Source organism: Frankia sp. Hr75.2, from assembly GCF_949319125.1.
In the GTDB taxonomy this organism is placed as follows: domain Bacteria; phylum Actinomycetota; class Actinomycetes; order Frankiales; family Frankiaceae; genus Parafrankia; species Parafrankia soli.
Genome location: NZ_CASGGV010000352.1, coordinates 1 through 22,196, shown reverse-complemented (window position 1 = coordinate 22,196; position 22,196 = coordinate 1). Strand labels below are relative to the sequence as shown.

Annotated in this window: 12 protein-coding genes and 2 pseudogenes; 11 read left to right on the top strand and 3 right to left on the bottom strand. The window is 65.4% G+C overall.

Features of this window, described 5'->3' with window-relative positions; all coding sequences use genetic code 11:
* Positions 1–10: 10 nt before the first annotated feature.
* The 5 genes from AC559T_RS35000 to AC559T_RS34980 all read left to right on the top strand — a co-directional run bounded on the left by AC559T_RS35000 (position 11) and on the right by AC559T_RS34980 (position 13,093).
* A complete protein-coding gene (locus AC559T_RS35000) occupies positions 11–10,333 on the top strand; it encodes an amino acid adenylation domain-containing protein (RefSeq protein ID WP_498871431.1) in 10,323 nt (3,440 codons plus the stop codon).
* Positions 10,317–10,571 (top strand): phosphopantetheine-binding protein, encoded by a 255-nt coding sequence (locus tag AC559T_RS34995; RefSeq protein WP_112106269.1) that lies wholly within the window; start codon positions 10,317–10,319, stop codon positions 10,569–10,571. The genes AC559T_RS35000 and AC559T_RS34995 overlap by 17 nt, the downstream gene beginning before the upstream one ends.
* Before the next feature lie 72 nt (positions 10,572–10,643).
* On the top strand, positions 10,644–11,486 hold the full coding sequence (locus AC559T_RS34990) for an alpha/beta fold hydrolase (RefSeq protein WP_498871430.1): 843 nt from the start codon (positions 10,644–10,646) through the stop codon (positions 11,484–11,486).
* A gap of 53 nt (positions 11,487–11,539) precedes the next feature.
* On the top strand, positions 11,540–12,808 hold the full coding sequence (locus AC559T_RS34985) for a lysine N(6)-hydroxylase/L-ornithine N(5)-oxygenase family protein (RefSeq protein WP_498871429.1): 1,269 nt from the start codon (positions 11,540–11,542) through the stop codon (positions 12,806–12,808).
* Between the two features lie 33 nt (positions 12,809–12,841).
* Positions 12,842–13,093 carry an MbtH family protein gene (locus AC559T_RS34980; protein ID WP_020460620.1) on the top strand — a complete coding sequence of 84 codons (252 nt, stop codon included), beginning with the start codon at positions 12,842–12,844 and terminating at the stop codon, positions 13,091–13,093.
* Between the two features lie 93 nt (positions 13,094–13,186).
* On the opposite strand, the gene AC559T_RS34975 is transcribed toward AC559T_RS34980, so the two are convergent.
* Complete coding sequence (locus AC559T_RS34975) at positions 13,187–13,333, bottom strand: hypothetical protein (RefSeq protein ID WP_207974749.1); 147 nt, start codon at positions 13,331–13,333, stop codon at positions 13,187–13,189.
* Positions 13,334–13,707: 374 nt separating this feature from the next.
* Between AC559T_RS34975 and dapB the strand changes: the two genes are divergently transcribed.
* From dapB to AC559T_RS34950, 5 genes and pseudogenes are all read left to right on the top strand, one after another.
* Positions 13,708–14,454, top strand: coding sequence for a 4-hydroxy-tetrahydrodipicolinate reductase (gene dapB / locus AC559T_RS34970; RefSeq protein ID WP_112106267.1), 747 nt, complete (start codon positions 13,708–13,710; stop codon positions 14,452–14,454).
* A gap of 132 nt (positions 14,455–14,586) precedes the next feature.
* A complete protein-coding gene (locus AC559T_RS34965; RefSeq protein ID WP_498871428.1) occupies positions 14,587–16,212 on the top strand; it encodes a (2,3-dihydroxybenzoyl)adenylate synthase in 1,626 nt (541 codons plus the stop codon).
* 65 nt (positions 16,213–16,277) lie between these two features.
* Entirely contained in the window at positions 16,278–17,726 is a 1,449-nt protein-coding gene (gene tcuA, locus AC559T_RS34960; RefSeq protein ID WP_498871427.1) for an FAD-dependent tricarballylate dehydrogenase TcuA, read from the top strand.
* Between the two features lie 3 nt (positions 17,727–17,729).
* Positions 17,730–18,956 carry an FAD-dependent oxidoreductase gene (locus AC559T_RS34955; RefSeq protein ID WP_498871426.1) on the top strand — a complete coding sequence of 409 codons (1,227 nt, stop codon included), beginning with the start codon at positions 17,730–17,732 and terminating at the stop codon, positions 18,954–18,956.
* A 150-nt stretch (positions 18,957–19,106) separates the two neighbouring features.
* Positions 19,107–19,361, top strand: a pseudogene (locus AC559T_RS34950) (IS701 family transposase); the annotation flags it as partial.
* Here the strand turns inward: AC559T_RS34950 and AC559T_RS34945 are convergent.
* On the bottom strand, positions 19,255–20,061 hold the full coding sequence (locus AC559T_RS34945) for a transposase (protein ID WP_498871425.1): 807 nt from the start codon (positions 20,059–20,061) through the stop codon (positions 19,255–19,257). The pseudogene AC559T_RS34950 and the gene AC559T_RS34945 sit on opposite strands and share 107 nt — an antisense overlap.
* A gap of 147 nt (positions 20,062–20,208) precedes the next feature.
* Between AC559T_RS34945 and AC559T_RS34940 the strand changes: the two are divergent.
* Positions 20,209–20,921 (top strand): annotated as a pseudogene (locus AC559T_RS34940) (transposase); the annotation flags it as partial.
* Between the two features lie 17 nt (positions 20,922–20,938).
* On the opposite strand, the gene AC559T_RS34935 reads toward AC559T_RS34940, so the two are convergent.
* The coding region (locus AC559T_RS34935; RefSeq protein WP_498871424.1) for a hypothetical protein at positions 20,939–22,196 on the bottom strand (1,258 nt) is incomplete at its 5' end.

The following is a 22,196-nucleotide window of genomic DNA, read 5'->3' as shown; positions in this document are numbered from 1 at the left end:
AACCGACCAGATTGCTGGCAAGACGATCTACCGCATGGTTATGGCCCTCCAATCACGCGAACCGGTCGACGTCAGTGCCCTACAAGCGGCCGTTCGTCGTCTCGTCGCCCGGCACGAGATCCTGCGCACAACCTTCGTGCTTGACGAAGACGCTGCCGAACTGCGCCAGAGGATCCACCCGGCCACAGAACCGAGCGTGGCGCTCGTCACGGTTGAGCAGATCCCCTCGTCAGCGGCGGATGAGAGGATCGCCGAACTCGTCGCCGCCCCAATGGACCTCGCGTCCGACTGCGGCCTCCGATTCAGTCTCCTCCGCGGGGAGGAGGACGATCTGCTCGTTGCTGCCGGGCACCACATCGTCTCCGACGAGCAATCATTCACCCCCTTCCTCCGCGATCTGAACGCTCTTTATCACGAAGAGACGTCTGGCACGTCGTCCGAGCTCGTTGCGCTTCCCGTGCAGTTCGCGGACTTCGCGCTCTGGCACCGGGCAGTGCTCGGTGACTCCCGAGATGCGGACTCGCGCTATCGGCGTGACCTTGAGTACTGGCGCGGTACGCTCGAAGATCTCCCTACGGAAACTCCGCTGCCGATCGACTACCCGCGCACCGATACCGACTCGCGCACGGTCCGACCGGCGACCGCTGTGCTGTCTGACGATGAAGTCGGCGCCGTGGATGCCCTGCTCATCGAGCGCAGGGCGACACCGCTGCAGGGGTTGATGACCGCGCTCACCCTCGCGCTCTGGAGCGAGGGGACCGGCACCACGGTGCCGATCGGTATACCTGCCAGCCTGCGCGATCTACCGGAGCTGAGCGACCTGATCGGCTACTTCGTGAACACTGTCGTCGTCCGCTCCGACATCGACGAGATGGACGGGTTCGGACAAGCGCTCACCAACATGCGGGAGCGCATGCTTGAGGCGAACGAGCGCAAGCTCGTGCCTTTCGACGCCGTCGTCGAGGCGATCCAGCCGATACGTGCTCCCGGGATTAGCCCTCTCTTCCAGGTGATGGCCGCCTATCTCGACCAGGGCGATCCAGAGCCGGACCCAGCCGCGATTTTCGCCCCCTACGTCCCGGTCGCGACCGGAGGACCGGGTCCGGCCCGGCCCGCCCTTTTCGACCTCGTCTACTCCATCACGAGGCGTAGCGACGGCGCTCTGGCTCTGCACCTGAACGCGGCCAGGGAACTGTTCTCCGAAGACACTTCGTCACGGCTGCTACAGAAGACGCGGCTGTTTCTGACCCTCGGCGCGCGGCATCCAGAGCTTGCGTCCGTCCATCTCGCGCAAATGGTTCAGGCTGCTCTCGATTCCGGGCTTCACGGGGCGGCCTCCGATCAGGAACGACCAGTCTTCCGCCTTGCGCTTCCCGCATTCGACATCCAGGATGCCGTGCTGTGGCGTGCTGCCGTTGATCACGTCGCTCTCGCACTGGGCGACGGCGGGATGCAGCTGCGGGTGCTCGACGACGGAAGCGGCGAACTGGTCGCCGCACACGACAACGTCGAGGCCCTCGACGCGGTCGGAGCGCTGCTCGCCGAGCTTGTCGCCGGCTACGGCTCACAGAGCCGGCTGGTGATCGAGACACCGCGAGCTGGCGGCGATCAACGGACGGACGCCGAGCTCAGCACGGTTCTCGAGGATCCCTTCTGGGACGATTGGATCGACCAGCTCGCCGCGGTGCGAGATGTCAGCCTGCCGTCGAATGCTGGCGAAGCACCGGCCTTCGCGACACATAGTGTCGGGATCTCCGGACAGCGTGAGATGAGCGGCACAACGCAACTCGAGGCGTGGGATGCGATCGCCCGGACGCTCGCCCGGACGCTCGGCGAAAGCCAGCTGATCGTCGAACGGCGCGAGCCCGCGGACGCATTCACAGTCTGGAGCTACCCAATACTTCTCGGTGAACCGGCGACCACCCCGAACGGAGGCGGCACCCACTCGCCACTTATACTGAGCCCCGAGCGTGCGGCTGACTACGCGTCCCTGCGTGCTCGCCCGCAGCTCAGCCGATTCTTCGACGATCTGCCTCTCCCGCACATCCGGATCAGTGTGTTCCGTAGCGCGGCGGAGCGCATCGCAACGGTTCCCGCGATCCCCGCAGACAATCCGATCCAGCTCGACATCTGCATCCTGATCGGCCCGGGCCTGGCATCTGAGCCGCAAACGGTCCGGGTGGAGGTCGAGACAGCCCCTGGTATCGATCTGGATGCGTGCGCGCTGGCGGAGGAGATCGCCACCGTGACCGCCCAGATCGACTTCGCGCTCACGCTGTCGAGGCAGTCGCCAAGCGGGCTGCGTCTTCGTCGAGCCGACCGTCTCACGATCTCGTGGGAGGAGGAGGAGCGCATCCGTGCCCTCTACGGCAAAGCCGCCGAGATCCTCCCGTTGTCCACGTTGCAACGCGGCATCTTTTACCACATGGTGCGCGCGCAGGAGTCGGATGACCACAACGCCTACGTATCGCAGGCCACGAGAGAGTTGTCAGGCGCGGTCGACCCTGACCGTCTAGAGGGAGCGGTGAGGGTCGCGCTCGACCGGTACCCGAACCTTCGTGCCGCCTTCGTGCCCTCGGGTGAGGCGCAGGTGATCCCCGCTGTCGCAGATGCACTGTTCCGAATCATCTCGCTCACCGAGTGGTCCGAACTCCGTGTGGACATCGGTGATTTCCTGGCAGCCGAGCGACGTGAGCCCTTCGACTTCCAGACTCCACCGCTGATCCGGTTCACCCTCATCGAGCGGTCGACCGATGCCTGGATTCTGGCGATGAGCTTTGAGCACATTCTGCTGGACGGCTGGTCGTTGAAGGCCCTGTTCGAGGAGATCCTCACGATCTACGCGGATCCCGGGTACGCGGATCGCGTCGAACCGGCGTCATTCCGCTCGTATCTTGAGTGGCTCGACGGTCGGGATCCGGAGACCGCCGCCCGCGCCTGGAGCGACTATCTCGCCGAGCTGTCTGGCCCGACGATGCTCTGGCCAGAGGGTGGCGATCTCGGCGCGGGGCAGATCGACACGGGCGATCTGCATTACGATCTTGATCCATCGGTCGCTGCTGCGGTGTTCGGCGCCGCGCGGACTGCGCAAGTGACGGTGGGTACAGTCCTGCAGGTTTCCTGGGCTGTCACCCTCAGCCGCCTGACTGGCAGCGATGACGTGGTGTTCGGCAACACGGTGTCCGGCCGCCCTCCCGAGCTTCCCGACGCGGACCGGACCATCGGGGTGCTCTTCAACACGGTACCGATGCGCGTGCGTCTTAGCCCGTTCGAGACAGCTCAGGAGATGCTCGCGCGAGTGCAGTCCGAGCAGCTGCGCGTCATCGACCATCCCGACACCGCACTGACGAGCATTCAGGCGTCTGCTGGTATGGCAACGCTCTTCGACACGTTGTTCGTGGTGCAGAACCTGCCCTTCCAGGTGCGCGACGAACGTGACTGGGCTGGCGTCCGAGTGGTCGGCTCCGCCGTGGATGACGCCACGCACTATCCGGTGACGTTCGCAGTGAATGTATGGGAGCGTGCAGGATCCGCGTCCGTGCATGTGCGGCTCTCCTACCGCCGCGACGCGTACGAAACGGCCAGCGCCGAAAAGATGCTGGAGCGCTACGTTGCGACGCTGAACGCGATCGCGAGCCGTTTGCGCGCGCCCGTCGGCGGGCTGACGGTGCTGCTGCCCGACGAGGTCGAGCCTCACACTGGCACCGCCGCCGATCTGCACCGAGACGTAGAGCCTGTTACTGTTGCGGGTCTTCTTGATGATCAGGTGGCGCGGTCGCCGGGGGAGATCGCGCTGGTTGCGGGTGCGCGGAGTTTCACGTTTGCGGGGTTGTCCGCGGAGGTGAACCGGTATGCGCGGCTGCTGCTGGAGCGGGGCGTGCGCCAGGAGCACAGGGTTGCGCTGCTGCTGCCGCGTGACGAGCGGATGGTCATCGCGATGTTCGCGGTGTTCGCGGTGGGTGCGGCGTATGTGCCGATCGATGCGGAGCTGCCCGATGACCGGATCGGTTACATGCTCGATGTGGCGGGTCCGACGGTCACGCTCGTCACCAATCGTGACGTGGCACGGCTCGGGCCCGCGGCGGGGCGGGTGGTGAATCTCGACGATGCGGTGGTGCGCACGCGCGTCGCGGAACTGGCGGATGGGCCGGTCACCGTGGCCGAGCGCGGCGGGGAGGTGTCGCTGGATCATCTGGCGTACATCATCTTCACGTCCGGCTCGACGGGCCGACCGAAGGGTGTCGCGGTCGGTTACCGGGGCCTGACGAACATGTATGCCAACCATGTGGAGAAGATCTTCGACCGCGTGGTGGCCCATCAGGGCGGGCGGCGGATGCGGATCGCGCATACGACGTCGTTCTCGTTCGATGCGTCGTGGGAGCAGCTGTTCTGGCTGCTCAACGGCCACTCGGTGTATGTGATCAACGAGGAGATGCGCCGGGATCCGCAGCAGCTACTCGCGTACTACGACGATCAGCGCATCGATGGCTTCGACGTGACTCCCTCGTACGGGCAGGTGCTCGTTGACGAGGGTTTGCTGGAGCGTGACCGGCCGACGGGTCGATCGGTGTCGGCAGACGCGACGGGCGTGGTGTTCGTGTCGCTCGGCGGCGAGGCGGTGCCCGAGCGGCTGTGGCAGCAGCTGCGAGATGCCCCGGGCGTGGAGTCGTACAACCTGTACGGGCCGACCGAGTACACGATCAATGCGCTCGGCGCGGATCTCGCCGACAGCCCGAACCCGAGCGTGGGCACGCCGATCTTCAACACCCGGGCGTACATCCTGGATCAGAACCTGCAGTTTGCCCTGCCCGGTGTTCCAGGTGAGCTGTATCTCGCGGGCGCGGGCAATGCGCGCGGCTACTGGGAGCAGTCCGCCCTCGCCGCCGAGCGGTTCGTGGCGTGCCCGTGGGAGCCGGGGGCGCGGATGTATCGCACGGGCGACCTGGCCCGGTGGAACGACGAGGGGCGCATCGATTACCTCGGTCGCGCCGACGAGCAGACCAAGATCCGCGGGTACCGGATCGAGCCAGGGGAGATCCGTGACGTGCTGGAGGCGCACCCGGAGGTCGTGCGTGCTGAGGTCATCGCGGCCGACCATCCCTCCGGAGGGAAGTTTCTCGCTGCCTACGTCACCACCGCCCGCATCGATACCAGCGACGACGCACTCCGCCGGTCACTCCGCGAGCACGCCGCACAGCACCTCCCCGACTACATGATCCCCACGACGATCACCCGAATTGACTCCTTCGCAACGACGGTCAACGGAAAGCTCGACCGGAAGGCATTGCCCGTCCCCGATCTCAGTGAGATCACCGGCACCGACGGGCGTGCACCTGAGACGCCGACGGAGCGCTCGCTGGCGGAAGTGTTCCGCGCGGTGCTGGGTCTCGGGGGTGAGGTCAGTCTGAGGGCGAACGATGACTTCTTCCGTCTGGGTGGTCACTCGTTGCTGGCAACCCGCGTCGTCGCGCGGGCCAATGCCGCATTGGGTTCGGCGCTGACTCTGCGGGATATGTTCGAACAGGCCACGATCGAAGGACTGGCGCGTGTCGTCGACGGAGCCTCTCAAACCGTATCTCGCGTACCGCGAGTAGGTGATCTGCCACGCCCGGAACTACTGCCTGTGACGTATGGGCAGCGCTCCCTCTGGGTTATCGAGCAGATGGGCGGCCCGGGGGCTCGCTATGTCGTCCCTCTGATCCGGCACTTGTCCGGAGAACTTGACGAGACTGCCCTGAGGTCAGCGGTGCAGGATGTCGTGACCCGACATGAGGCGCTGCGAACGTTGATCGTGGGGGATGACGGGCAGCTCCATCAGGTGATCCTCACGGGTGAGGAGGCGGCCTTGCGCCTGCCTCTGATTCCTGAGGACTTCATCGGGGCGGGACAAGACGCGATCGACGAACGCCTTCGGGAACTCGTGCGGAGCCGATTCGACCTTGCCGCGGATATCCCGGTCCGCGCCGGTCTGCTACGCGTGGAGGTTGCAGAGTGGATTCTCGTCCTTGCGGTGCACCATCACGCAACAGATGAATGGTCCACGCCGACGCTGCTGGAAGATCTCTTCGCCGCCTACGCGGCAAGAAGCAAGGGGCATGCGCCGGCGTGGGAGCCGGTCGGGATACAGTACGCAGACTATGCGGTCTGGCAACAGGCCGTGCTCGGTCAGCCCACCGATCCAGAGTCCGCACTACATCACCATTTGAAGTATTGGGCAGACACGCTGGCGGATGCTCCGGGTGAATCCACGATAAGCCCCCACCGGCCCCGGCCGGCTGAACCGACGTACCGTGCGGCAGATGTGTCCTTGACCATCTCATCCGATGTCGTGGCTGATTTGCGGCGCGTCGAAGATGGGTATGGGGTCACGATGTTCATGATCTCCCAGGCTGCCGTGGCCCTGGCGATATCCGTCATGAGCGCGAGTGACGATGTCGTTCTCGGCGCACCAGTCGGCGGTCGTACCGAGGACGGTCTCGAAGGCGTCGTCGGATACTTCGTGAACACGATTCCCCTCCGCCACAGATACTTCCCCGGCGACAAATTCTCCGACGTTCTCGCTCGTGTGAAGCAAACCGTGCTGGATGGCTTCAGTCATCAAGCGGCGCCTTTCGATCAGATCGTCACGGCGATCTCTGCGGATCGGGTCGTCGGCAGAAATCCGGTCTTCCAGGTCATGCTCACCTACCAGCGTGCTACCGGACGCCGAGTGGATCCGGAGGTCAGGGATCTCGTCGTGCGGCCTCGCATGGTGGGGCTGGGTGCCGTCAAGGGAGATCTCGATCTCTATCTGGTCGACTCCGACACCGAAGTATCCGTATTTCTCACGTTCAGTACGGATCTCTTCGAAGAGAAGACAGCGGTCCGTTTCCTCGGCGTGATTCAGAAGATCCTCGGCGCGATCGCCGAGGATCCGAACCGGACTATCGCCGAAGTCGATCTGCTGATCGCGAAAGAGAGACCCGCTCTCGAAGCTTGGACGACTGGAAGTCCAGCAGAGTTGGCTGGTGTTACTGTTGCGGGTCTTCTTGATGATCAGGTGGCGCGGTCGCCGGGGGAGATCGCGCTGGTTGCGGGTGCGCGGAGTTTCACGTTTGCGGGGTTGTCCGCGGAGGTGAACCGGTATGCGCGGCTGCTGCTGGAGCGGGGCGTGCGCCAGGAGCACAGGGTTGCGCTGCTGCTGCCGCGTGACGAGCGGATGGTCATCGCGATGTTCGCGGTGTTCGCGGTGGGTGCGGCGTATGTGCCGATCGATGCGGAGCTGCCCGATGACCGGATCGGTTACATGCTCGATGTGGCGGGTCCGACGGTCACGCTCGTCACCAATCGTGACGTGGCACGGCTCGGGCCCGCGGCGGGGCGGGTGGTGAATCTCGACGATGCGGTGGTGCGCACGCGCGTCGCGGAACTGGCGGATGGGCCGGTCACCGTGGCCGAGCGCGGCGGGGAGGTGTCGCTGGATCATCTGGCGTACATCATCTTCACGTCCGGCTCGACGGGCCGACCGAAGGGTGTCGCGGTCGGTTACCGGGGCCTGACGAACATGTATGCCAACCATGTGGAGAAGATCTTCGACCGCGTGGTGGCCCATCAGGGCGGGCGGCGGATGCGGATCGCGCATACGACGTCGTTCTCGTTCGATGCGTCGTGGGAGCAGCTGTTCTGGCTGCTCAACGGCCACTCGGTGTATGTGATCAACGAGGAGATGCGCCGGGATCCGCAGCAGCTACTCGCGTACTACGACGATCAGCGCATCGATGGCTTCGACGTGACTCCCTCGTACGGGCAGGTGCTCGTTGACGAGGGTTTGCTGGAGCGTGACCGGCCGACGGGTCGATCGGTGTCGGCAGACGCGACGGGCGTGGTGTTCGTGTCGCTCGGCGGCGAGGCGGTGCCCGAGCGGCTGTGGCAGCAGCTGCGAGATGCCCCGGGCGTGGAGTCGTACAACCTGTACGGGCCGACCGAGTACACGATCAATGCGCTCGGCGCGGATCTCGCCGACAGCCCGAACCCGAGCGTGGGCACGCCGATCTTCAACACCCGGGCGTACATCCTGGATCAGAACCTGCAGTTTGCCCTGCCCGGTGTTCCAGGTGAGCTGTATCTCGCGGGCGCGGGCAATGCGCGCGGCTACTGGGAGCAGTCCGCCCTCGCCGCCGAGCGGTTCGTGGCGTGCCCGTGGGAGCCGGGGGCGCGGATGTATCGCACGGGCGACCTGGCCCGGTGGAACGACGAGGGGCGCATCGATTACCTCGGTCGCGCCGACGAGCAGACCAAGATCCGCGGGTACCGGATCGAGCCAGGGGAGATCCGTGACGTGCTGGAGGCGCACCCGGAGGTCGTGCGTGCTGAGGTCATCGCGGCCGACCATCCCTCCGGAGGGAAGTTTCTCGCTGCCTACGTCACCACCGCCCGCATCGATACCAGCGACGACGCACTCCGCCGGTCACTCCGCGAGCACGCCGCACAGCACCTCCCCGACTACATGATCCCCGCATCCTACAATCGGCTTGAGACGTTCCCGCTGACCACAACTGGCAAGCTCGACCGGAAGGCATTGCCCGTCCCCGATCTCGGGCAATCGACCGCCCACGGGCGTGCACCCGCGACCGACACGGAGCGAGATCTCCTCGCCGTCGTCCGTGACCTGCTGGGTTTGAGTGACGAAGCGCGGTTGTCGGTTGAGGACGACTTCTTCCAGCTGGGCGGGGACAGCATTCTGTCGATCCAGTTGGTATCCCGAATGCGGCGCATCGGTGTCGTCATCTCGGCCGCGGACGTCTTCTCGACGCGGACGGTGGCCGGGCTGGCTCGTCTTTCTGATGCGCGCCAGTCGGAGTCGGCAACGGAGCACACCGCCCCCCTGAAGGATCTGCAATCCTCCAGGTTGTGGCCGATCGCCAACAAGGAAGTGGATTTGCCCGGCTTTTCGACGTTGGTGCAGGCGGTGACTTTCGTGGTGCCAGCCGGAATGACGCACGACACATTGTTGCGCGTGCTGAACCGGGTCGTCGCGCATCATGCGGCTCTGGGCGGTCGCCTCGTGGCAGATGTCGACGGATCCTTCCGGTTCGAGGTTCCTGCCCGCTCTCCTGAAGTCGCGAAAGATCGGATGGTGATCGAAGCGCTGGGGCCCGCGTGGCCGGATCCGACGTGGCGCAGCGGCAATCGTGCACGTGTGGAGGAACTAGCGCGTTCTCTGCACCTCGATGCCGGCATCTTGTGGCGGGCAGTCTGGTACACGGGTTCTGCCGATGCGACAAGCCGTCTACTGCTGGTAATGCATCACCTGGTCGTCGATGGGGTGTCATGGCGAGTTCTTGGGGATGATCTTCGGCAGGCGTGGGAGTTGGAGACCGGCCGCACTGCTGAGCCACTGCTGCCGGTAGGCACGAGTTTGCTGAACTGGGCTGAGATGCTCGCGGGCCGCGCCGCTGAGCAGGATGTGAGGGCGCAGACAGAGTACTGGGCCGAGACTGTCACGGCGGATGATCCGTTGCTGGGTTCCCGTGCGCTGGACGCGGCGCTCGACACGCGCGCCACAGCGGAGATGCTCACGATCCAAGTGCCCGCGAGAGTCGCCGGCCCGGTGCTGAAGGAGGTGCCTGGTGCACTGGCGGCCGAGATCAACGATGTGCTGCTCGGCTCGTTGACGATCGCTGTCGGGGCATGGCGGGCGAGGCGAGGGGTCGGTCATCGGCGTGCGCTGATCGGACTTGAGGGGCACGGGCGCGAAGAGACGTTCGTGCCCGGCAGTGATCTTTCCCGCACTGTGGGGTGGTTCACGACGTGGTTCCCAGTCGGACTGGACACCGTCGACATCGATCCCGTCACGGCCTTGACGGATCCGGGAGCTTCCGCAGATGTGGTGAGGCACGTGAATGAGCAACTGCGGGCGGTACCCGATCGCGGCATCGGCTACGGGGTGCTTCGAGAGCTCGCTCCTGACGGCGCGGGCCGTTTGGTCGACGGCGTGGTGCCACAGATCGGATTCAACTACCTCGGCCAGTTCGGCCCCGGCAGCGCCGTGAGGGACAGCGCATGGGAGATGGCCCCCGAGGCTCCTGGGATCGTCGGTTCCGCGGACAGGACGATGCCTCTGATCGCTGTGTTGGACATTTCTTTGGTGGCGGTACAGAGCGCTGAGAACAACGAGTGGACGTTGAGGGGCAACATCGTTTATGCGGCGGGGATCCTCAGCGAGGCGGAAGTGAGCGAACTGCAAGAGCTGTGGGTGCAGTCGCTCGAGACGTTGGCGTCCTACACGACAGAGACGGGCGTCCGGAACAGCGGTTTCGGTAACCCAGAGGAGGATCATGAAGATCAGCGATAACCGAGTGCTAGCCGACGTCGCCGATGTCCTGTACATCGAGGCGAACGACGTGGATCAGAACGCCGACCTGCGCGTACAGGGCATGGACTCCGTCCGGCTCATGGAACTGGTCGAGCGGTGGCGCAGCGCCGGCGCGGAGGGCATCGACTTCATTACGCTCGCTGAAGACCAACGGGTGTCACGTTGGCTTGAGGTGTTGGCGGCGTCGACGAACGATGACGCCGAGTCGTCTGAGTGAGTCTCGTCTACCAGGGGCGGGTATGACGACCGGCTGCGCGATCTTCCCGCCCCTCCCCGACAAGGAGACGCAATGCCCACGATGCTCGTGAACGGAATCGCCCTGCACTACGACGAGTATGGCGATGGTGCCGACCCTCTCGTCGTGTTGGTGATGGGAACGGGAGCGAAGGGGCAGGTGTGGACGCCGCACCAGGTGCCCGCCCTCGTCGAGGCGGGGTACCGGGTCGTCACCTACGACAACCGGGGCATCAGCCCGGTGCCCGGACAGACTGCCACGTCGTGCCCCGACATCGTCGTCCCAGAGCTCGTTGACGATCTCGCCGCGCTCATCGAGCGCTTCGGCGCCCCGGCGCACGTGATCGGAACCTCGCTCGGAGCGCGGGTCGTGCAGGAGTTGGTCCTCGAGCGCCCCGACCTTGTGTGCCGGGCGGTCGCGATGGGTGGTCACGCACGCATCGACGACGTCGGACAGATGCTCACCCGGGGCGAGCAGGAGTTGTTCGACCAAAAGATCGTGCTGCCGAAAGCGTATAAGGCAGCGGTCGATGCTCTGCTGAACTTATCGCCCGCGACATTGCGAGATGAGACGAAATCCAACGACTGGCTTGCGCTTCTGGAGTACTCCGCGGTTCCGGCGTCGTCGGGTGAGCGTGGCCAACTCGGCGCTTCCGAACGACTCGGAGATCGCGGCAACGCGTACAGGGCGATCACCCGGCCGTTGCTGGTGATCGGTTTCGCCGACGACTTGATGATCCCGGCACACCTCGGACGCGAGCTTGCCGATATCGTCCCGACTGCCCGGTATGTCGAGGTGCCCGACACGGGACACTACGGCTATCTCGAGCAGCCCGAAGCGGTGAACCGGCTCATCCTCGACTTTCTCGCCGAGCCCGAGGGGTCGGCCGTCGGGTGACGGCGATGAATGAAGTGAACACTCGGTCGGATGCGGTGGGCATGCTACCCGATGTGGTCGACATCATCGGTATCGGCTTCGGACCGGCCAACCTGAGCCTGGCAATCGCCATTGAAGTGCGCAACGGCGCCCGGCCTGCCGCCGACCGTGTGACCGCCCGCTTCGTAGAGGCCCAGCCGAGGTTCGGATGGCACGACGGCATGCTGCTGCCGGGCACGACCATGCAGATCAGTTTCCTCAAGGACCTCTCGACCATGCGCTCGCCCACCAGCTCGTATAGCTTTCTGAACTACCTGCACGAGCGCGGGCGCCTGAGCGACTTCATCAACCTGAAGAGCTTCTTCCCCACCCGGCTCGAGTTCCGCGACTATCTGGCGTGGGCGGCCGCGCGTGTGAACGTGCCAGTCTCCTACGGGGCGAGGGCCACCCGCGTCGACCACGACGGTGCGGCCTTCACCGTCATGGTGTCGGGCGGCGGCGGACGCGAGGCGGTCCGGGCGCGGTCGGTCGTTGTCGCGACCGGGCTGCGCCCCGTGCTCCCGGACGGGATCGAGGCCGGCCCTCGGGTGTTCCACAACCACGGTCTGCTCAGCAGCCTCGACCGGATCCCCTCCACGCCGCACGGCCGGTTCCTCGTCGTGGGCGCTGGGCAGAGCGCCGCAGAGGTTGCCGCCTACCTGCATGACACCTACCCGGCGGCGGAGGTACACGCCTCCATCCGCAGCTTCGGCTATGTGCCCTCCGACAACACCCCGTATGCGAACCGCATCTTCGACCCCGCCTCCGTCGGGGAGTACTACACCGCTCCGCCCGACGTCAAACAGCAGCTGCTGCGGCGGCACTGGTCGACGAACTACGCCGCTGTCGACGCCGAGCTCATCGACGACCTCTACCGACGGGAGTACGACGAGAAGCTGCGCGGCGTGCGGCGCCTGTTCGTGCACCGCGTCACCGAGGTCGAAAGCCTGCGCGAGGGCCCGGGGGGTGTCGTCGTCGCGCTGCGCGACCTCGGGGCCCGTGCGCGCACGCCGCTCGAGGTCGACGCGGTGGTCTTCGCCACCGGCTTCCGCCCGTCAGACCCGCGCGGCCTGCTCGGCGACGGCATCGACCTCGAGGCCGCGCTCGACGGGGACGAGTCGCTCGTGGCGCGCGACTACAGCCTGCGCGTGCCGGGGCTGGAGGGCCGCATCTTCCTCAGCGGGGGTGTCCAGCACAGCCACGGCCTCAGCTCGTCGCTGCTGTCGACCCTGGCCGTGCGCGCCGGCGAGATTCTCGAGGCCGCGGTCCCCACGCACAGATCCCACATGGCGACGGGCAGCTGACGGCCCGTCCCACCGGCAGAAGGAGAACACGCGATGGCGAAGAACCCGTTCGACGACGAGGATGGCACGTTCTACGCGCTCATCAACCATGAGGAGCAGTACTCGCTCTGGCCCACGTTCAAGCCGGTGCCCGGCGGCTGGACCATCGTCTACGGCGAGCCGGACGGCAGACCCAGGCAGGAGGTGCTCGACTGGATCGACCAGACTTGGACCGACCTGCGGCCCAAGTCGCTGCGCGACTTCATTGCCAGCCACGAAGTCGCGAGAGCTGCCACAGGCGAGTAACGCACGGCGGTGTGCGGCAGTCGGCTGGGAAGGAACGAACCTGATGCTACGCACCGTACTCGGCAGCAAGGTCCAAGCCGATCTGCAGGTGCATCACGAGGCGGCAGCCCTGGACGGGGCGGGCTGAGCGGAGGTCTGGGTGATGGTGCGCAGCAGCGTCGCCATGTCGGCCTTGCCCATCGCGGCGGCGATGGCAGAGGCAGAGAGATGTTGGGTGCGCTCACGGCAGACTCGAGCCACACGGCGTCCGCGGCTCACAAAGCTCGGCGATGATCTGTGCTGCCTCATTGGAGCTTGTCGACGTTGGCGGCGCCCAGGGGGCTGCTGGCGATGAACGCGTGGTTGCCACCCCGCCAGTGGCCATTCCAGCCTGCGCAAATTCAGGGACCGAGCCTCTCACCCGAGCTGAACAGCTCCGCCACCAGCGCAAACGCCGCCAATCAAACCCGACGGCCGAAGCGTCCCCGACGACCGACCGCCACTTCACTGGAGCCGCCACACAGCGATTCAACCAAGACGGACCACCTCTGCCCGGCGACCGCTCCGCTCCGCTCCCTGACAGCTCACCGCAGATAGCCTTGTGTCGGTCGAATGACTTAGGTTAACCTTCCCTCATGACTCAAGTTGCTGTGCTGGGAGCACGCGGGCGCATGGGTGAGGCATCGGTTCGTGCAATCGAGGCCACTTCCGACATGAGCGTGGTCGCCGAGATCGATGTCGATGATAACCTGCGAGAGATCGTCGAAAAGAAGGCCGATGTCGTGCTCGTGTTCTCCCCGCCGGGCGTGGCACACGAGCAGGTCCAATGGTGCATCGAGCAGGGGATTCACGTCGTGGTGGGAACATCCGGCTTCGATGAAGACGCTGTCCAGCAAATTCGCGCCGCACTCATCGAACGTGATGAAGTCAACGTTTTCGTCGTCCCGAACTTCTCGGTGGGCGCGGTGCTCTTGACGCAGTTCGCGGCGAAGGCTGCCCCGCTCTTCGAGTCTGTCGAGATCATCGAGATGCACCATCCCGATAAGGTGGACGCGCCATCGGGTACGGCACAGCACACGGCCGAACTGATCGCTCGCGCTCGCGCGAAAGCAGGTTCCGCTCCCTCGCCCGATGCCACCTCTCGCGACCCGCATGGAACGCGCGGCGGGCGGATCGAGGAAGTCAACGTCCACGCGGTGCGTGTACGCGGTTTCATGTCTTCACAAGAGGTGCTGTTCGGATCCGAGGGCGAGATCCTGAGGCTGCGTTACGACTCCGTCACACGCGAGTCCCTCATGCCCGGAGTGCTCGCCGCGCTCCGCGCCGTCCCAGGTCTCCCCGGGGTGACGATCGGCCTCGAAACCGTGCTGAGCCTGGGCTGAACACGATTCGACAACGGATGACAGCCTGAACCTCTTGCGTGAACTCGCTCTTCGACGACCGGATCGGCATCGGCAGCTTCACGCGGCGCCGATGCCGCCAGGACACGAGACGCCGACACCCGAGGAAGACCGATGAGCATCCAACCGCTGACCCTTGACGGCGTCGTACCCTATCCGCCAAAGTCCGTGGCCCAGTACCTCGCAAAGGGATACTGGCACGATCAGACGCTTCCGGAGTTGCTTTTTGCCGCGGCGGAACGCTATCCCGACAAGCTCGCGGTCATCGACCGCGACACCCGGCTGAGCTATAGGCAACTCACGGATGAAGTCCTGCGTCTCGCGGCCGGTCTGCAGGATCTGGGGCTGGGCCGTGGCGACCGAGTGGTCGTGCATCTGCCCAATACCTACGAGTACATCGCGTTCGTCTTCGCCCTGTGGGAGCTCGGCGTGATTCCCGTGGTCGCGCCCATCGCGCACCGTCGCGCGGAGATCGAACACTTCATCGAGATTGCCGAGGCGCGTACCTACATCACCGTCGCATCGGACAGCGGCACCGATCTCGCTGCGTTGGCTGCCGACCTGAAGGGCCGTTGGGCCCATCTGGAGCACACAGTGATCCTCGATCGCGGCGGCGGCGGCGCCGAGTACGACGCGCTGCTTTCGAAAGGATCGCTCGAGCACGTGCGGCGATGCAGCCCGCAGGACGTCGCGCTGCTGCAGATGTCGGGCGGCACGACGGGCGTTCCGAAGCTGATGCCGCATACTCATCACACGTACGGCTATGCGTTGCGCAGAAGCGTCGGGGAACGGGGCATCACCGAGCGGACGGTGCATCTGCTGGTCATGCCGATCTGTCACAGTATGTCGACGCGTTCGCCCGGCTTCCTCGGCGCGTTCAGCGTGGGCGCAACGATCGTGATCGCGCCGAACGGCAGCCCCGATGCGGCGTTCCCGCTGATCGAGAAGCACCGCGCGAACCGCGTGACGTTGGTGCCCCCGATCCTGCTGGCCTGGCTGAACTCCTCGCTGCGCGACGCCTACGATCTCTCCAGCATGCAGGTGATCATGTGCGGGGGTGCGAAGCTGAGCGAGGAGGTGGCGCGGCGGGTCGAGCCGGAGCTCGGCATGGAGCTGTCTCAGAGCTTCGGGATGGGCGAAGGCCTGGTCGTCAGCAACCCTCCGGACGTCGATCGGGAGACCAGCGTGCGATACCAGGGCCGGCCGGCCTCGGAGGCCGACGAGATCCGGGTCATAGACGACGAGGGAAACGACGTGCCGCCCGGGGCGCCCGGTCACCTGCTGACGCGGGGGCCGTCGGTAATCCGCGGCTACTATCGCAACCCCGAGCAGAATGCCCTGGCGTTCACCAGCGATGGCTTCTACCGCACCGGTGACATAGTCGAGCGGGACGAGCGTGGGTTCATGAGGGTCGTGGGCCGGTCGAAGGACCAGATCAACCGTGGCGGCGAGAAGATCGCGCCCGAGGAGCTGGAGAACGCGTTCCTCGCCCACGGCGGCGTGCACAACGCCTCCGTGATCGGCATCGATGACGAGGTGCTCGGCGAGCGCATCAAGGCGTACCTGATCCCCCGGTCGCCGGAGGACGTGGCCGATCTCACCTTGAGCAAGCTGCGTCGGTTCCTGCAGGAGTGGGGCCTCGCGACATTCAAGCTTCCCGATTTCGTGGAGGTGGTCGACGAGTTCCCGTACACCGCGGTCGGCAAGGTCAGCAAGCGACTGCAGCGCGAGCAGAACTAGGAACGCGTCGAGCGGCATCGCTCAACGTGAGTTGTTCTCGGGTCGGATACGGCAACGAGGTGGTTATGCACAACGCGGATGTTGTTGTGGTCGGCGGGGGTAACGCCGGGTACTGCACGGCTCACGCGGCGGCCGAGCGCGGGCGACGCGTGTTGCTGTTGGAGAAGGCACCGCGGGCGCTGGCCGGGGGGAACAGCTACTACACGCTCGGTGCGACCCGGATGGTGCACGCCGGGCTCGGCGATCTGCTCGATATCCTTGAGCCCGATGAGCGTCACGTGCGTACCGAAGTTCCGCCGTACTCGGCGGCAGAGTTCCTGGCCGACCTGGACCGGATCACCGAGGGACGTGACGATAAGGAACTTGCCGCGGCTGTCGTCGAAGGCTCGCGCGACGCGGTCCGCTGGCTGCACGAACTGGGGTTGCGATTCCGGCTGATGTACGAGCGGCAGGCTCACGAGAACGCCGATGGAACCTTCGTGTTCTGGGGTGGAACGCACGTGTGCAACGTCGACGCGGGCCCTGGGCTGATATCAGACCATGAACGCGTCGCCTCGCGGCTCGGGGTCGAGATGCGCTACGGTTGCCCGGTCACGGGGCTGATGACCAACGGCGGCTCGGTCGTCGGTGTTCGCGCGGGCGATCAGGAGTTTCCGGCGGAGTCGGTGGTGATCGCCAGCGGCGGTTTCGAGGCGAACGCGCAATGGCGGCAACGCTACCTGGGAGACGGGTGGCAGCACGCGAAGGTGCGTGGCACGCCGTACAACACCGGTGACCTGATCGGCGCGGCCTTGGATATTGGTGCAGATCGTGGAGGCGACTGGTCAACGTGTCATAGCGTGCCGTGGGACGCGTCATATCCCGAGAACGAGAGCAACCGTATGTTGACGAACCGACTCAGCCGGTACGGCTATCCGCTTGGCATCATTGTCAACGCCTGGGGTCGACGATTCCTCGACGAGGGTGCAGACTTTCGCAACTATACGTACGCGAAGTACGGCAAGGTGATCCTCGAACAGCCGGGTTCGGTGGCGTTTCAGATCTTCGACGCGAACTCGCGATCGATGCTCAACGTGTACGAGTATGAAATGCCCGGGATCATCCCGGTCGTCGCCAACAGCGTCGAAGAGCTCGCCGCAGCCATAGACGTCGACGTCGACGCGTTCGCGCGGACGGTCCGCGATTTCAACTCATCGATCGACACCAGCCGTCCGCTCGATCCAACGATCAAGGACGGCCGCAGCGCGACGGTGGAACCGATCAAGAGTAATTGGGCATCGGCGATAGAGACGCCGCCCTATTATGCATATCCGGTGACGTGTGGAATCAGTTTCACCTTTGGAGGGCTTCGCGGCGACATCAACGGCCGGGTGCTCGATCCGTCAGGTGCGCCCATCCCCGGGCTCTTCGCGTGCGGTGAAGCGCTCGGGGGCCTCTTCAGCGGGAACTACCCGACGGGCGCCGGCCTGACTGCGGGAATGGTGGTCGGGCGACGCACAGGATCGCTCGCCTGAGCCATGATTTCGTCGCAGAGCAGCACCCGGGTCGTCATCGTCGGCGCCGGCCCGGTCGGAATGGTGTGCGCACTGGCGCTGAACCGGCAGGGCATCCCGGTCACCGTGCTCGAGTCGGAGCCCGTACCGGTGAAGGATCAGCGCGCCGCGACCATTCATCCGAGCACTCTGGAGATGCTTGACGAATTGGGCATCACCGAGAAGATCACGCCGCACAGCCTGGTTTCGAGCACCTATCGCTTCCATGACCGGCCGACCGGCGAGTTGGTGGCGGAGTTCGATCTCGCCCGGCTCAAAGACGAGATCCGGTTTCCCTATGTGCTGCAGTACGAGCAATACAAACTGACCGCTTCCATCGCCGAGGAATACGCCAACGGATCCGACTTCGACATGCGGTTCTCCCACGCCCTCACCGGCCTCACCGTGGCCGCGAACGGCATCGAGGTGGAGTACGCCTCCCCCGCGGGCACGGGGCGCATGACGGCGGCCTATGTCATCGGCTGCGACGGCGGCCGGTCAACAGTGCGCAAGCTCGCCGGCATCGAGTTCGAAGGGTTCACGTATCCGGAGCGGTTCATCAAGATCGCGACCAGATTCGACTTCAAGACCGTGAAGTCGAATCTGTCACTGCGCAACTACTTCTCCGACCCCTACGAGTGGGCCAACCTGTTCAAGGTGCGCGGGGAGACGCCCGAAGGACTCTGGCGGCTGATCCTGCCGATCGGCCAGAACGAGGACGACACCACCGCACTGTCGGCAGCGCGTGTCGAGCGGCGGCTGCAGAAGTTCTTCCCCAAGGCGGACCCCTACCACGTCGAGTACGCCAGGGTCTACAGGGTCAATCAGCGCGTGGCCGGGACCTTCCATAAAGGCCGCATCTTGTTGGCCGGAGACAGCGCGCACGTCAACAACCCGATCGGCGGCATGGGCATGAACGGCGGCATCCATGATGCCATCAACCTTGCGGAGAAGCTCCCCCAGGTGATCCACGGTCGGGACGGTGACGATCTGCTCGACCTCTACAGCCGCCAGCGCCGTCACGCCGCGCTGAACTACGTACAAGCCCAGACAATCGCCAACAAGCGAATGCTGGAGGAACGCGACCCCGCCGTGCGGCGACAGAACCTCGATCAGTTGCGCTGCACGGCCGAGAACCTCGATAGCGCGCGCGCCTATATGCGCCGCGCGGCCCTGTTCGACAGCCTGCACGACGCCGCCTCCATCACCTAATACTCCAGTGACAGTGGCCGGCATGTGGTCTCTGCATGGAGTGGCGGCGTGGCGTCCGAACGGGTGCGGCCACCGTGTGATTCTCCGTAGTTTGTGAGAATAGACGATGAATCCGCGGTGGCCGCGGAGCGGAGTGTATCCGGTTTGGACGTGGCGGTATGGGAGGCTGGTTTGGAGGAGTTGCTGGTGCGAGTCGATCCGTGTTTCGTGTCGGAGCAGCCGCGGGTGCAGGCGCGGGCGTATGTGGCCGGGTTGTTGTCCCGCGCGGAGCGGAAGAACGGGTGGACCCTCGCGGAGTTCACCGGTCAGGCGGGTCCGCAGAAGATGCAGCGGCTACTGAACGGGTATGTGCGGAACGCTGATCGGGTGCGTGACGTGGTCGCGTCGTATGTGATCGAGAACCTGGCCGGGGAGCGGCGACTGCCCGGCACAGGGCGAGCGCGTCCTGCCCGAACACCGCGGCAAGACGGTCCCGGGCCGTCGTCGATGACGGCATCGTCCACCCGTTGACCCGCTCGCCGTAGCGATACGCCAACTCGTCGATGTTCAGGGTGTCGGCCAGCCAGTCCGGGGCCACGACCGCGTGGGCCTCTAACGCCGCCCGCACGCTCTCCCTGGCGAGCTCGGTCCGGTTCAGGTCCCGCACCGCGCTGATCACATGGGTGGAATCGGTGCGCGCTCTGCCACCACCGCCGATCAGGCCCCGCTCACGGCAGGCCTCCACGAGCCGGTCGAAGACCACCCGTTCCAGATCGTGGTCGGCCAGCCGGGTCCGGAACCGGGACAGCACGGTCGAGTCGAACCCGGTATCGGTCAGCTCCGCGCCGAGGGCGTACTTCCAGTCGATCGCACGGACCGCCATACCCGCGGCCTGCCGGTCGGTCAGGTTCTCGGTGAACTGCAGCGCCGTGACCAGCGACAACACCGCCGGCGGCAGACCCGGCGCCCCCCTGATCCCGAACGCGCCGGTGAACGGCTCATCGGCGAACACCTCGGCGAGGCGATCCCGCAGCCGCATCGCCAACGTCCCCCGCGGAAACGCCGCCCGCGCGACCGTCACAGTCTGCGCCGGGATCTCGGGCAGCCCCTTCGGCTGCAACGACATGTGCCCCGCCTCCCGCGGCCAGCGAGACGACCCGGACCACAGAAGAGATCAATGCCGCACCCACGACACCCAGCCGAATTACGCAGCAGAGTCTTCGTCGCGGTCAAAGGCGACGCCCGCGCCCTCGACGAAGCCAGCCTCGCCCGGGACGCCACCCTGGTCACCGCCCATTCCGAGAAGGAACAGGCGAAACCGACGTTCAAGCGCGGGTTCGGGTTCCATCCTCTGTGGGCGTTCATCGACCACGGCCCGGACGGGACCGGGGAACCCGCCGCGGTGCTGCTCTGCCGGGGAAACGCCGGCTCGAACACCGCGGCCGACCACATCACCGTGGCCACGGCCGCGCTGGCTCAGCTACCCCGACGGCTGCGCCGTTCCCGCAAGGTCCTGATCCGCACCGACGGCGGCGGAGGCACCACGAGTTCGTCGCCTGGCTGCACCAGCGCCGGGTGGCCTACTCAGTCGGGTTCACCCTCACCGACGACCACGCCGAAAAGATCGCCGCACTCCCGGAACAGGCCTGGACCCCGGCCTACGACGCCGACGACCACCCCCGCCCCGGGGCGTGGGTCGCGGAACTGGCCGGGCTGCTCGACCTGTCCGGCTGGCCGCCGGGTATGGGGGTCATCCTCCGCCGCGAACGCCCGCACCCCGGCGCCCAGCTACGTATCACCGACGTCGACGGCAACCGGATTACCGCGTTCGCGACGAACAGCCCCCGAGGCCAGCTCGCCGTCCTGGAACTCCGCCACCGCCGCCGGGCCCGCTGCGAGGACCGGATCCGCGGCGCCAAGGACACCGGCCTGGCGAACCTGCCCCTGCACGACTTCACGCAGAACCAGATCTGGTGCGCGGTCGTCTGAAAGATCGAGGCTAACTACGGGCGCCAGACTCGCCGATCGGCATTGTCGCCGACTTTGCGCAGCACGTTCTCGAACGCCAGGATCACGGCACGGGCAAATCCGATGACCGTCAGAATAGTGCTGCAGGCATCCACCCTGTATCGGATCACCGCGCGGTACGCTGCCTCGGTCGGTTCGATCGCCAAGGATTCTGCATCGGCGGAATAGGATCGGCTGATAAGTATCGGCGCGATCGGTATGCCAGCTAGGAGACGCCTACCCGAGCTACTGCCATAGCGTGCCAATGCGAACTCAGGATCTGGGTGCCAAGTTTCCTGCTCGATAGGCACGGGAACGGTTACCGTCATCGGGCCAAGCGGCCCCAGGGCAGCATCTGACAGAAGAGGAGCTTCGTGATCTACGACACCGCCGAGTCGCGATCCGTACCCAGTCGCGTGCAGTGCTCGTCGGATGGTCTCGCGCACGGTGGCATCGGTGCGAGAGCCGTCCCAGTGTATGACCTGAGTTCTGTCGGCCGAGTACAGTCCCTCGTCGAGTGAATCCGTGCGCTCGATCAGCTCAATCGGGTTCTCGATCTGATCCATTTTGAGAGCCGCAGCGATATCGGCGACTTCAGTCAAGGTCGCTGCGACGGACGGCGCTGATAGCATGCTCTTGTTGGCGTTCTCATCAGTGAGCGCGCGGAGGGCCTCCAGTAGCTGGTGCACGGTGTATCGATCGGCCACGGCAGCATGTACTGCAAGCGCAATGTAGGTCTGTGTCGAGCTGCTTGCGTATGCGAGGCCCGACGGCCGTGCATTGGTGACATCAATCATTTGGCTGGCCATCGTCCGAAGATCTGTCAGCTTCGTGGAGGGCGAGGCCCCTGCGACATGCACTCTGGAGAGAGTTGGTGCGATGGTTGTCATAGGGGTTACCCAAGTGAGCCACAGTCGACGACTTACCGTCTGAACCGACAAGCGAAGCAGGTCATGTTCTTGAACGAGCGAAGCGTATGCGGCGAGTAGCGCGTCGTGCGATAACGAGACGGGGAGAACGGCGGTCTCGGTCAAGATCCATGAGTTCGGATCGTCGCGCGACTCACGTAGTCTCTCGAGAGTCGGAGAGGCGGGCACAGCGACCATGCTTGTCGAAATCGCCTTGGCCTCGACTTCTTTGATGATCTTCTGAGACAGCTTCGCGACGGTTCGCTGCTCGAAGACGTCCCGCAACGTGAAAGTGTGCTGTCGTTGTGACGCGCGCGCAACAAGACGTATCGCGAGGATGCTGTCA

What these genes read in the sequence shown, in the direction of transcription:
- tcuA (WP_498871427.1), top strand. Translation starts at nt 16,278, where the DNA reads ATGCACAACGCGGATGTTGTTGTGGTCGGCGGGGGTAACGCCGGGTAC.
- AC559T_RS34965 (WP_498871428.1), top strand. Translation starts at nt 14,587, where the DNA reads ATGAGCATCCAACCGCTGACCCTTGACGGCGTCGTACCCTATCCGCCA.
- AC559T_RS34995 (WP_112106269.1), top strand. Translation starts at nt 10,317, where the DNA reads ATGAAGATCAGCGATAACCGAGTGCTAGCCGACGTCGCCGATGTCCTG.
- AC559T_RS34990 (WP_498871430.1), top strand. Translation starts at nt 10,644, where the DNA reads ATGCCCACGATGCTCGTGAACGGAATCGCCCTGCACTACGACGAGTAT.
- AC559T_RS34980 (WP_020460620.1), top strand. Translation starts at nt 12,842, where the DNA reads ATGGCGAAGAACCCGTTCGACGACGAGGATGGCACGTTCTACGCGCTC.
- AC559T_RS34955 (WP_498871426.1), top strand. Translation starts at nt 17,730, where the DNA reads ATGATTTCGTCGCAGAGCAGCACCCGGGTCGTCATCGTCGGCGCCGGC.
- AC559T_RS34945 (WP_498871425.1), bottom strand. Translation starts at nt 20,061, where the DNA reads ATGTCGTTGCAGCCGAAGGGGCTGCCCGAGATCCCGGCGCAGACTGTG.
- dapB (WP_112106267.1), top strand. Translation starts at nt 13,708, where the DNA reads ATGACTCAAGTTGCTGTGCTGGGAGCACGCGGGCGCATGGGTGAGGCA.